Origin of the sequence: Fibrobacter sp., assembly GCA_024399065.1 — a bacterium.
Taxonomy (GTDB): domain Bacteria; phylum Fibrobacterota; class Fibrobacteria; order Fibrobacterales; family Fibrobacteraceae; genus Fibrobacter.
This window is the reverse complement of the sequence record JAKSIB010000002.1, coordinates 1-12,421: the sequence shown is the minus strand read 5'-3', so window position 1 is coordinate 12,421 and position 12,421 is coordinate 1. Positions and strand designations below refer to the sequence as shown.

Below are 12,421 nucleotides of genomic sequence, written 5' to 3'. Positions count from 1 at the left end.
GGCCAATGGTGGTAACCTGGGCGAAAGACCAAAGGGATCTCATTATGAGACAGTACGAAACTATGGTGATCATCGACGCTATGATCTCTGACGACGCCATCAAGGCTGAAATCGAGACCATCGCCGCTAACATCACTAAGGGTGGCGAAATTGTTCGTCGCGATGATTGGGGCAAGCGCAAGCTCGCTTATTCTATCAACAAGCGCCAGCACGGCTTCTATGTAATCTTCTACTACAAGGCAGAAGTTGCAACTGTTGCCGCTATGGAAGCAGCTCTCAAGCTCAATGAAAACGTTCTCCGTTGGATGACCCTCGCTGATTATCCGATGACCGAAATCGTTTACAATGCAGATATGGCTCAGTCTACCGAAGAAATCGTTCCGGTTGACGCAGAAGAAGAAGGGGAGGCTTAATCATGGCTTTTGAAGATAAGAAGCAGGCAACCCGTATTCGTCGCAAGAAGACTTGCTGGTTCACTGAAAACAACGTTCAGTTCATTGACTACAAGGATGAAAAGACTCTCCGTCGCTTCATCTCTGAACGTGGCAAGATCATTCCTCGCCGCATCTCCGGCACCTCTGCTAAGTATCAGCGTATGCTGAACGAAGCAATCAAGCGTGCTCGTCAGATGGCTATTCTCCCGTTCGTTTCGGACAGCATTCGCTAATTGGAGGACCTAGACTATGGAAATTATTCTTAAGGCCAATGTTCCCCACCTCGGCAAGATGCTCGACGTCGTGAAGGTTAAGAACGGTTATGCAAATAACTACCTCTTCCCGCGCAAGCTCGCTGTTCGTGCAACCAAGGAAGCTGTTGAAGAAATCAAGAACAACCGCGCTGCTGTTGAAGCTGCATTCCAGAAGGAACTGGCAGCTGCTGGCGACGTCGCTGCAAAGCTTTCTCAGATTTCTGTTAACCTCGAACGCCGCGTAGTGGAAGGCGAACGCCTTTACGGTTCCGTCTCCGCTTCCGACATCGCTGATGCAATCACCAAGCAGGGCGTTAAGATCGTCCGCGCTCAGGTTGATCTTGCTGAACCGATCAAGCAGCTCGGCGTTTACACCGTGACTATCAAGGTCTTCAGCGACGTTGAAGCACAGGTTAAGGTTTGGGTGGTGGCAGAGAAGTAATTCTCTCTCCCTAAACTAGCTTGGTTAAAAGCTTTTGAACCGCTCCATTCTTCGGATTGGGGCGGTTCTTTTTTTTGCAATTTTCTATTTTATACTTGTATGCACAAGTTTGCTCTTAAGTCTATTGTGGCCTGCATGGCCGGATTTTTTGTAACTCAGGGTTTTGCCCAGCCGCGAGACCTTTTTGCCGAATTTGAAGAAGAAGCTGCCGCTGCCGAAGCTCAGTCTTCCAGCTCCGAGGTTGCATCCAGTGCCGCGGTTTCAAGTTCTGCCACAGTTGCTATTTCCAGTGCTGCGGTATCCTCCAGTTCCGTTGCCGTTTCTAGCTCAAGCGTGGCCAGTTCCTCTTCTGTGGCGGAGAGCTCCAGCTCCCTTTCTCCCGAAGAAGAATACGCCCGTAACTATGCTCGAATGAACGCAGAACGTCAGGAAGCCATCCGACAGGCAACGGAACAGGCCCGAGTCCGTGATTCTATTCGTGAGGCGGAACTTCCCAAGGATTCCGCCATGCGCGCCCAGGATTCCCTGATGGATATTCAGGATCAGCTTTTGGCTGCCCAAGCAGCCCAAATGCCGGTAATTGAATCCTCCTCTTCTGAAGTCGCAGCCGCAGAATCTAGCAGTTCTTCTGAAACTTCTGCCGCTCCGTCCTCCAGTTCCATGAGCCGTCGCGACTTGCTTGGGCCGGTGAAGGTTTCCAAGGTTCACGGCATGGATGAAATCAAGGGCAAGTACAAGGATCCTCGTAAGGCTTTGTTCATGTCCCTTGTGATTCCGGGTGCAGGTCAGCTATACACTGGCGGTTCCAAGTTCACTACGGCCCGTGGTGTCGTCTACCTGGCTTTGGAAGCAGGTCTTTGGAGCGGTTGGTACTACTACTCTGTCTACAAGTACGGCAAGCAAGTCAAGAAGTATAAGAGCTATGCCAAGGAACACTTCTCCATTGGCGATTACGAAAACGGCATGCGTACGTTGTTTGAATCCAATGGCAGTGGTGCTAATGCAGAAGCTTTCCGTACCCGCTACCTTGGCTCCCGTGAAAGTTTCTGTGAAGCGATTTATGGAAACGCTTCCGCACGCGGTTGCTATAGCCGAGACCTTTATGAAAACGATGCTGGATACAAGAGCGACTTTGTGAACAAGCCTGTAAACCTTGGCAAGGAAATGGGAAAGGTCAAGTTTGATAAGCCGGCAGAAGTCTATTCCTTGATCGCTGATAAGAACTATGTTCTTGGCTGGGATGATGTGATTCCCTCCAACATCAGCCTCGATCTGGAAAACCCCAACGCCTCTGCAGTCTCCCTGGGAGAATCCAAGCACAAGGATGAATATCGTTCTCTTCGTAACAAAGCTAACGACTATGCTGATATGCAGGCATGGTTCTTTGGTGGCTTGATCCTGAACCATGTTATCTCTGCAGTAGATGCAGCCCTCACTGCAAACGCCTTCAACAAGACCTTGTATCAGGAAGATTTGTCTTGGTATGACTACCTGCATCTTGATGGTGGCTTTACCTTGTTCGATGGCGTCGGTGTAAACGTTCAGGCTAGCTGGAGTTTCTAATGAGATTGATCTTGGTTCTTTTGTTCGCTGCAGTCTCTGCCTATTCCCAGGTGGTGGTTTCGGTGGATGAAAGCGTTTCCAAGAATTCTGACAAAAGCTGGTGGAAGGCTGTTGGTGCCTCTGCGTTGTTGCCTGGTATGGGTGAATTATACCTTGGCGAAAAACAGTTTGTCCGTCCCTTTGTCTGGACTGACGCTGCGCTGTGGATGACTACCATCGGCAGTTACTTCATTGGCGAACGTTATATTTCGTCAGCCCATAATTATGCGGTGCGTCATGCCGGATTGAACACCAAGAGCAAGAATGTCTCCATGTTGAATACGGTGGGAAATTATCGTAGCCGCGGTGGGGTAGATGGACAGAATTCTTCTCCGGACATGGACGAGGATTACAACCAGACCATGATTCGTGCTGGCAAGGAAATTGACGAAGAACTGGCTGCAGAAATTCAGTGGGACTGGGGCAGCAGTGATAATCCTGAGAGTACGGAACACATTGAGGAATATAAGAGCCGCTTGCGTCATTTCCGCATTAGCAGGATCTTCTTTCAGGCTTCTATGGGCGCCCTGGTGCTGAACCGTGTGGTATCCATGTTGAATTCCATTAGAATTTACCGAGCAACATCTTCGAAGGCGTTTACTGAACGAATGGAATTTGTTCCCCAATTCTTTGAAGATGGCAGCGGTTTACTTCTGAACGTGAAGTTTTAGGTAGTGTTTGGAAAAAACCTTGCAACCGAATCCTGGTTCCAAGCATCTAATTGGAGTTAGGGTTGGGTTGACTTCACCTTTTTGTCCTTGGATGGATATGAGAAAATTTGTTGGTTTGTTAATTGTTGCGCTCTCTGTTGTGCTTTCCGCTTGTGGTGGCGATAATGCTGCCAAGGGTGGTCCTGGTGCTCCTGGTGGAAAAGACCCTGGCAAGGGCGGTCCGGGTGGCTTTGGTGGTAAGGCTAAGACTTTTGCCGTAGAAGGCTACATTGCCCAGGCTCATGAAGCTAACAAGAGTTTTCAGACTATGGCTACCTTGGAGGCCATGAACAGCGTGGAGCTGACTGCTGCTGCAAATGGCCGTTTGATGAAGCTGATGGCCAAGGATGGAGCCAACGTGCAGAAGGGCGCCCTCCTGGCAAAGATTGACGATTCTGAATTGAAGGCTCAGCTGAAGCAGGCCGAGTCCAACAAGCAGTTGGCTCAGCAAAAGATGGACCGTACTAAGGGCTTGGTGGAAAAGAATGCTGCTACCCAGGCTGATCTTGAAGCTGTAGAAGCGTCTCTTAAGTCTGCGGAAGCAAGCATTGAATTGATTAAGGCTCAGATTGCAAAGACTGAAGTCCGCGCACCGTTTAGCGGTAAGCTTGGCTTTGTGAATGTTTCCGTTGGCGCCTGGATGACTACCGGCACTTCTATTGCAACTCTTAGCGAAGTAAAGCAGCTGAAGGCTAGGTTTGCCTTGCCTCAGCGTTACGCCTCTAATCTGAAGGTTGGTGACGAAATCGACCTTCGCGATGAAGAACGCGGTATCAACAGAACCGGCAAGGTGAAGGCTCTGGACGCTACCATTTCTGAAAGCAGCCGTACCCGCCAGATTATGGTGGCTGTAGATAATGCTAACGGTGAATTGCTGGCTGGCAGCTACGTCAAGGTTAGTGTGGAACTTTCCTCCGGTCGCGCCAAGTCTATTCCTGTTCCTGCAGAAGCTTTGACTCTGGATAAGGATGGCGGTTATTTGTTTATCGCCAAGGATGGCAAGGCCCAGATGGTCCGTGTGGAAACTGGCCTCCGTACGCCTATTGCCGTGGATGTTGTTTCTGGCTTGAATGAAGGCGATACCGTGATTACCTCTGGCTTGATCAGCATCCGTCAGGGTAGCTCTATCCGCATTCGCGAAATTCGCAACAATACCGATTACGAAGTTGACTAAGGCTGGCGCCTCGAACCTCGCCCCTGGAACCTAATAATGAGTGTAGCAAACCTTTCAGTTCGTCGCCCGGTCCTTATGACTGTGATGGCCCTGGTGATTCTTTTGCTGGGCGCCTTCGGCATGAGCAACTTGGGTATCCGTGAATATCCCAACGTCGACTATCCTTTGATCCAGGTGCGTACTTCTTACCCCGGCGCTAATGCGGCTGTGGTGGAAGCCGAAGTTACCGAAGTCCTGGAATCCTCCATCAATAGTGCGCCGGGCATCAAGGCCTTGACTTCTACCAGTTCCGATGGTTTCTCCTACATCAGTGCGGAATTCGAAACCGGCATGGACCTGGAAGCCGCTGCCAACGATATTCGTGACCGTGTGAGCCGTGTGCGCCGTCGTTTGCCCGACGATGTGGATGAACCCACCGTCAATAAGAGCGACTCTGATTCCGATCCCATCTTGATGATCAGCCTGGTCAGCGACAAGCTGGACCCCATGGAGGTTTCTGAAATTGCCCGCAACCACGTGAAGGAACGTTTGCAGACCATCAACGGTGTTTCCGAAGTGATGATCTGGGGCGAAAAGCAGCCTGTAGTCCGCCTGTGGATTGACCCCATTCGTATGCAGGCCATGGGCGTTACCGGAAGCGAAATGAGTGCCGCTCTCAGCAGAGGTAACCTGGAACTTCCTTCCGGCTCCATCGAAGGTTCTGAAACCACACTTTCCATCCGTACTTTGGGCCGTATTCCTGATCCGGAAGCCTTTGGTAGAATTGCAGTGAAGACTGCTGCCGACGGCACTGTGATTCACGTGGCAGACGTGGCTACCATCCATTACGAACCCATGGATACTCGTAAGGGTTTCCGCCGTAACGGTAAGAACACCATTACTTGCGCTCTCGTGGCACAGCCTGGCAGTAACCATGTGAACATTGCAGACGAATTCTACAAGCGTGTGGAAGACATCCGTCGTGAACTCCCCGAAGGCGTGGACATGCTTTATGGCCGCGACACTTCTATCAACATTCGTGCTTCCATCAAGGAAGTGGTGGAGACCATCTTCGTTGCATTCCTCCTGGTGATTGCCATTATCTTCGCTTTCCTCCGTCAGGGCCGTACAACCATTATCCCTATGGTGGTGGTGCCGGTGGCTGTAATCGGAAGCTTCTTTGTTCTGTACCTTTGCGGATTTAGTATTAATGTTTTGACATTGCTTGCAATGGTGCTGGCCATCGGCCTTGTTGTGGATGACGCCATTGTGATTGTGGAAAACATTTACGACAAGATTGAAAAGGGCATGACTCCCAAGCAGGCTGCTGTGGCGGGAACCAACGAAATCTTCTTTGCCGTGATTGCCACCTCTGTGGTGTTGATGTCTGTGTTTGTGCCTGTGCTTGCCTTGGGCGGTACAACGGGCCTCTTGTTCCGCGAATTCGTGGCAGTGATGATCGGTACGGTGTTCCTTTCCACCTTGTGCGCACTGACCCTTTCTCCCATGCTTTGCTCCAAGTTCCTGAGAAAGCAGAAACAGGGTAAGTTCTTTGCCTTGACGGAACCTTTCTTCAATGGTTTGAACCGTATTTATTCTGTGCTTCTGGGCGGCTTCCTGAAATTGCGTTTTCTGTTGTTCCCCATTGTGGCGGGACTTTTGATTGCGGCTTATTTCTGCTTCAATAACATGAGTAGCGAAATGGCTCCGACGGAAGATTCCGGTGCCGTGATGGTGAACGTGAACATGCCCGAAGGCGTGACTCTTACCCGCACTAAACGTATGGCCGATGCCTTCGTGGATGAAGTCATGGGTATCTTGGATAGTGGCGAATATAAGGAAGTTCAGGCAGGTGCTTGGAATGCTGGTAACTCCAGAATTCGTTTGTCCTTGAATGACGACAAAACTGCTCGCCGTCCCCAGAGTGAAATCGCCCATGCTATCCAGATTCTGGGTAACGAATATCCTGACCTTCGCGTGATGGTGTTTGAACCTCAGAGTATCAGTACGCAGCGCGGTGGCTTGCCGGTGCAGTTTGTGCTGCAGGCAGGTTCTATCGAAGTGCTGAGAACTTTGGTGCCCAAGTTTATGGAAGAGGCTAGCAAGAGTCCGGTGTTCAGCGTGGTGAATACCAACTTGAAGTTTACCAAGCCGGAGCTTCATATCGAGATTTTGCGCGATAAGGCTAATGAAGAAGGCGTGTCTGTAAATGATATTGCCCAGGCCGTTCAATTGAGCATTAGCGACATGAATTATGGTGAATACTACAAGGAAGGCCGTCAGTACGATGTGATCGGTGCGGTCGGTTACCAGTATCGTGCAACGCCTCAGAACTTGTCCTTGTTGACGGTGAAGAACCGTAAGGGCGAAGCTGTCAGCGTGGATAACTTTATCACTTACAAGGAACAGTCTGCATCGCCGTCGCTACCGCGTTACAACCGCTTTAGCGCTGCTACGATTCAGGCGGGTCTTGTTCCCGGAAAGACCATCGGCGACGGCGTGGAAGAGATGCGTCGAATTGCTAAAGGCCTCTTGAAGGAATATCCCAACGTAAGCACCACATTGAGTGGCGCGTCCAAGGAATTCGAAGAAAGCTCTTCCGGCTTGTACATTGTGTTCCTGCTGGCGCTGGCTTTGATCTTCTTGGTGCTGGCAGGTCAGTTTGAAAGTTTCCGCGCTCCGCTGGTGATTTTCTTTACGGTGCCGTTGGCTTTGGCTGGTGCGCTCACTTGCCTGTTCCTTACAGGGCAGACTCTGAACATCTTCAGTGAAATTGCCTTGATTCTTTTGATTGCTCTTGTGACGAAGAACGGTATCTTGATTGTGGAATTCGCAAACCAGATTGCTGCTGCTACCGGATGTACAAAGCTGGAAGCGGCTAGGCAAGCGGCGGAACGCCGCTTCCGCCCAATCCTCATGACGAGCCTTTCCACGGTATTGGGCGCAGTGCCCTTGATCCTCACGGGCACGCCTAGCCGCATGGCTATGGGTATCGCTATTGCGGGCGGTCTCACGTTCGCTACCTTCATGACGCTGTTCATTGTGCCGGCTGCTTATAGCTATTTCGCAGGAAAGGTGGAGAAGGCCGGACATACGGACGCCAGTAAAATGGCTTGATGTCTTGTTTGTGTAAGGTCTGCGAGGGTGGTAGATTGTCTTCTCCCTCCGCTCCTTGCGCGATGCTCCAGTCGCCCTTTCAGGGGTCGGTCGAATCCAACTCCACTCCTCTTGACCTAAATGCAAACTGTTTTAGTTCCCGAAGAGTTTGGTTAGATTAAAGTCTTCCTTGAAATAAAAAAGCTCGCGTGTTACGCGGGCTCTTTTCACTTATGAAAAAAAAGGATTTACTCCACCAGCTGGAAGGCTTTTTCGCCTTTCTGGGTCATGCCGTAGCGGGTGCGGAGGATTTCCGCCTTGTAGAGGGAGTCGGTCTTGAGGCGTTCGATTTGAATGTTGCGGGTTTCGATCACCTTTTCCAGGGAATCGATTTTTGCCTGATAGACGGCAATGTCGTGGGCGACGTATCTTTGCTGGCTCAAGCTGTTCTTTCCGAAGAAAACCTGGGAAACCATCGCAATGATTGCGATGATGATGATCCCGGCAAAGAAGAATAGTCGCTTGTTCAAGTTAATCCGATCCGTTGAAATAGAATTGGTAGTTGTCCTGTGTCTGGACAAGTCCTGCAATTTCTAGTTCTGTTAATATAGCTAAAATGTTGCCAGTCTTAAAGTTAGATTCTTTCTGAAGATCTGAAAAAGTCTTCCGGAAACCATTGAATTGTTTGAAGAACGCCTTGGCCTCTTCCGATAGGTTGCAACCGAAAAGTTCCAACTGCTGCAGGCTGGCCTGTGGTGATTCTACAAGTTGAAGACCTGCTGCTACCCGAAGGCTCTCTGGCGAAAAAACGGGCTTTGCCTTTCCTTGATCCAAATAGAGGTTTGGGCCGCTGGCAACCTCGCTGTCGAAGTCCCCGGGAACCGCCAGGAGCAATTTACTTTCTTGAAGGCAATAGTCGGCGGTAATGAGGGCGCCTCCCTTGGTTTTGCTCTGGACAAGGACGGTGGCTCGGCTGAGACCGCTGATAATTCGATTTCTGGCGGGGAAGGTGCCCTTGTACGACGGGAAGTCTCCCTCGTACTCGGTGACGATGCAACTGCCCTCAGAAACGATTCTATGGGCCAGTTCTGCTTGGGAACCGTGGAACTGGGCTTCCAACCCCTGGGCGATGACGGCAATGGTCTTTATGCCCGCATTCAGGGCTGCTTCGTGGCAGTAGCTGTCGATGCCCTGTGCAAGGCCGGAAACTACCACCGCGTTGGTTCCCTTAAGGCTTTCCACTAGCTTGCGGCACAGTTCCTTGGCGGAGCTGCTGGGGCGCCTTGTGCCCACCATGGCGATTCCGATGGATTCCTTGTCGGGAAGTATGCCCTTGCAAAAAAGTCTTTTGGGGCGGAGAATGGAATCCTTCAATTGCAGAGGGAATTCTTTGAGCCCGAGCTCATAAATATCGTTGGCATTTGTACAGCTCTTGCCTTTTCTATCTTGTACCATATGAAATATTCCTTTGAAGATCTTGTGAAAATCATGGCCACCCTCCGTTCCCCGGAAGGTTGCCCTTGGGACAGACAACAGACTCATCAGTCCTTGTTGCCCTATCTAGTCGAAGAATCTCATGAATACATTGATGCCGCCCAGGCAAACGACAAGGTTCACATGGCGGAAGAACTGGGAGATGTACTCTTCCAGGTAGTATTCCACTCACAGGTCGCAAAGGAAAACAATGACTTTTCCATTGACGATGTGGTGCAGGGAATCTGCGAAAAAATGATCCGCCGTCACCCACATGTGTTTGGCGATGCCAAGGTGGATGATGCCTCCGAAGTGACCCGTCGATGGGAACGCATCAAGGCTGCAGAAAAGAATAATCTACAAATGGCGGGCAAGTCCGCTATGGATAAGGTTAGCAAGAGCATGCCCACTCTGGCCCGCGCCCAGGAAATTCAGCGCCGCGCAGCGAAGGTTGGTTTCGACTGGATCGAGGCTGAACCTGTGTTCAACAAGGCCGTAGAAGAATTTACTGAATTCCGTGCTGAAATGCAAGCCGCAAACGAAGAAAATCGAAATATTGAACGTATGGAAGATGAGTTCGGCGACATCATGTTCAGCCTGGTGAACGTTGCCCGCCACTGCGGTTTCAATGCCGCCCTCGCCTTGGAACGCGCCAATTCCAAGTTCGAAAAACGTTTCCGCGTGGTGGAAGAAATGGCCCGGGCCGAAGGCAAGGAAATGAAGGAGGAAACTCCGGAACGCCTCCAGGAACTGTGGCGGGAAGCGAAGGTTCGAACGGGTTTTGACAAAAATCACTTATAAATCGGTTTTAAATGATGTGTTTATAGGTAAAATACTCCCAGAATAGAATTGAGTTATGAGCGAATTTTCGTTAGTTACCTATAAAAACTATGTAATGGCCGAGTTATGGGTGAAAAACACAAAGATTTACAAGAGCTTATGATAGTTTGTTTGTAAAACTACCTATAAAACCTCTTTATCATCTTTGCTTATATGTAAAAACGACGGAATTACCGCGTACTCCATGTTGGAATGTTTTTCCTGGGAGCAGTGTTTTTATGAAAAAAGTTTTCCTAGGGAAATTCGCAGTGTATATTAAGAACGTGCTTCCAACCTATTCTGGTTTTCGAGACGGGATGCCGGCCTCTAACCGCGGAGTAGACTAGGTAGGAAGCACACTTGTTCTCTTCTAATTCCACTGAACCCTGCGGGCTAGTCTCGCAGGGTTCTTTGTGTTCTATGAACACAAGAACCATCGCCTCGGCAATGCACAAATAAATTTGTGCGCAGCACTCGGTTTGGGGTTCTTTGTATATAATATGGAGGACCTTCGTTTTAATTTGTTTGGTGTAGGGCGAAGTCCTCCAGTGTTGTGTCCGTGCAACTGTGTGCGTAAAAAAAAGCCCCGCGGGAATCCGCGGGACTTTTTTAATTCTGAGTTGAACTCAAAGATTAAGCTCTAGCACCAGCCTTGTCGCCGTACTTCTTGATGAGTTCTTCCTGGATGTTGCGCGGAACCGGGAGGTACTTTGCAAATTCCATGGTGAATTCAGCCTTACCCTGAGTCATAGAACGCAGGTCAGTTGCGTAACCGAACATTTCGGAAAGCGGAACTTCAGCGGTGATGGTGGTCATGCCGAGTTCTTCGTTAGTACCAACGATGGTACCACGACGCTGAGAAACGTTACCAACAACGGAACCCTGGAATTCGGTCGGGGTCTGGATTTCAACCTTCATGATCGGTTCGAGGATCTGAGCGCCAGCCTTAGCGAAAGCTTCGCGGAAAGCCATACGAGCAGCAACCTGGAAGGCCATATCAGAAGAGTCAACCGGGTGGAAAGCACCATCCTGGACGTCCATTTCGATACCAACGACCGGGAAGCCGATCAAGGAACCTGCAGCCATGCAGCTCTGGAAGCCCTTATCGCAGGACGGGATGTATTCCTTAGGAATACGGCCGCCAACGACGGAGTTGATGAAGTTGTAAACCTTTTCGGAGTCGCCTTCGACAGCCATCGGACGCATTTCACCGACGACCTTAGCGTACTGACCGCTACCACCGGTCTGCTTCTTGTGGGTGTAGTCGAACTTGGAAGCGCGAGTAATGGTTTCGCGGTATGCAACCTGCGGAGCACCAGTCTGGACGTCAACCTTGTATTCACGACGCATACGTTCAATGTAAACGTCAAGGTGAAGTTCGCCCATACCCTTGATGATGGTTTCGCCAGATTCCTTGTTAACTTCAACCTGGAAGGTCGGGTCTTCCTTAGTGAAGCGGTTGAGAGCCTTAGACATGTTGTCCAGGTCGTCACGGTTCTTAGCTTCGATCACCAATTCGATAACCGGGTTAGGAACGTGCATGGAGGTCATGTTGTAGTTGTTCTTGCCATCGGTAAAGGTAGTACCGGATGCGCAGTCAATACCGAACAGAGCAACGATGTCGCCTGCACCAGCTTCGGTGATATCCACCATTTCGTCAGCGTGCATACGAACGAGACGGCCAACGGAAACCTTCTTACCAGTAGCGATGTTGGTGATCATGTCACCCTTCTTGATAACACCCTGGTAGACGCGGATGTAGGTCAACTGACCATAGCGGTCGTTCACCAGCTTAAATGCGTAGGAAACCATGGGTTCGTTGTCTTCAGACTTGAGGACAACTTCAGCTTCTTCGTTGTTCAGGTCGAGAGCCTTGTTTTCAACTTCCTGCGGGTTCGGGAGGTAGTCCACAACACCGTCGAGGAGCTTCTGGATACCAATGTTCTTATGAGCGGAACCCATGAACACCGGAGTGATTTCGAGGCTAATGCAAGCTTCGCGGATGGTCTTCTTGATGAGGGCCTTGTCGATTTCGTCGACGCCGTACTTGCCTTCCATAGCCATTTCCATGATTTCGTCGTTGTAGTCTGCGCAGCAGTCAACGAGCTTTTCACGGTATTCCTGAGCCTGGTCAGCGAGTTCAGCCGGGATTTCCTTTTCGATCATGTCGTCGCCGTTAGCGCCTTCGAAGTAGTAGGCCTTCATTTCGACGAGGTCAACCACACCCTTCAGTTGGTCTTCGAGACCGATAGGAATCTGCATAACGCAGGGCTTGTGGTTGAGCTTTTCCTTAAGCATAACTGCAACGCGGAGCGGGTTTGCACCGGAACGGTCGCACTTGTTGACGAACACGACGCGCGGTACGTGGTAACGCTTCATCTGACGGTCAACGGTAATAGACTGAGACTGAACGCCTTCCACGCCGGTAAGAACGAGGA

General features: G+C 50.3%; 11 protein-coding genes. 8 read left to right on the top strand and 3 right to left on the bottom strand.

Going from position 1 to position 12,421, the window contains the following annotated elements; translation table 11 throughout:
- The first annotated feature begins 44 nt into the window (after positions 1-44).
- The 7 genes from rpsF to MJZ25_01165 all read left to right on the top strand — a co-directional run bounded on the left by rpsF (position 45) and on the right by MJZ25_01165 (position 7,712).
- Positions 45-413, top strand: a complete 369-nt coding sequence (gene rpsF / locus MJZ25_01195) for a 30S ribosomal protein S6 (protein ID MCQ2122779.1) — start codon at positions 45-47, stop codon at positions 411-413.
- A gap of 2 nt (positions 414-415) precedes the next feature.
- Complete coding sequence (gene rpsR, locus MJZ25_01190) at positions 416-667, top strand: 30S ribosomal protein S18 (protein MCQ2122778.1); 252 nt, start codon at positions 416-418, stop codon at positions 665-667.
- 16 nt (positions 668-683) lie between these two features.
- A complete protein-coding gene (rplI, locus tag MJZ25_01185) occupies positions 684-1,130 on the top strand; it encodes a 50S ribosomal protein L9 (protein MCQ2122777.1) in 447 nt (148 codons plus the stop codon).
- A gap of 99 nt (positions 1,131-1,229) precedes the next feature.
- Positions 1,230-2,693 carry a hypothetical protein gene (locus MJZ25_01180; GenBank protein MCQ2122776.1) on the top strand — a complete coding sequence of 488 codons (1,464 nt, stop codon included), beginning with the start codon at positions 1,230-1,232 and terminating at the stop codon, positions 2,691-2,693.
- Positions 2,693-3,403, top strand: coding sequence for a hypothetical protein (locus tag MJZ25_01175; protein MCQ2122775.1), 711 nt, complete (start codon positions 2,693-2,695; stop codon positions 3,401-3,403). The genes MJZ25_01180 and MJZ25_01175 overlap by 1 nt, the downstream gene beginning before the upstream one ends.
- 97 nt (positions 3,404-3,500) lie before the next feature.
- Positions 3,501-4,616, top strand: coding sequence for an efflux RND transporter periplasmic adaptor subunit (locus MJZ25_01170; GenBank protein ID MCQ2122774.1), 1,116 nt, complete (start codon positions 3,501-3,503; stop codon positions 4,614-4,616).
- A gap of 36 nt (positions 4,617-4,652) precedes the next feature.
- Positions 4,653-7,712, top strand: a complete 3,060-nt coding sequence (locus tag MJZ25_01165; protein MCQ2122773.1) for an efflux RND transporter permease subunit — start codon at positions 4,653-4,655, stop codon at positions 7,710-7,712.
- Positions 7,713-7,939: 227 nt separating this feature from the next.
- On the opposite strand, the gene MJZ25_01160 is transcribed toward MJZ25_01165, so the two are convergent.
- Together MJZ25_01160 and MJZ25_01155 are read right to left on the bottom strand one after the other, a co-directional pair.
- Entirely contained in the window at positions 7,940-8,221 is a 282-nt protein-coding gene (locus MJZ25_01160; protein MCQ2122772.1) for a septum formation initiator family protein, read from the bottom strand.
- Position 8,222: 1 nt separating this feature from the next.
- A complete protein-coding gene (locus MJZ25_01155) occupies positions 8,223-9,146 on the bottom strand; it encodes a DNA-protecting protein DprA (GenBank protein MCQ2122771.1) in 924 nt (307 codons plus the stop codon).
- On the opposite strand from MJZ25_01155, the gene mazG reads away from it, so the two are divergent.
- The gene (gene mazG, locus MJZ25_01150) at positions 9,147-9,965 is read left to right on the top strand and encodes a nucleoside triphosphate pyrophosphohydrolase (GenBank protein MCQ2122770.1); all 819 of its coding nucleotides are present in this window, start codon (positions 9,147-9,149) and stop codon (positions 9,963-9,965) included. It begins immediately after the preceding gene.
- 651 nt (positions 9,966-10,616) lie between these two features.
- Here the strand turns inward: mazG and fusA are convergent.
- A partial coding sequence (fusA, locus tag MJZ25_01145; protein ID MCQ2122769.1) for an elongation factor G occupies positions 10,617-12,421 on the bottom strand: 1,805 nt, incomplete at its 5' end.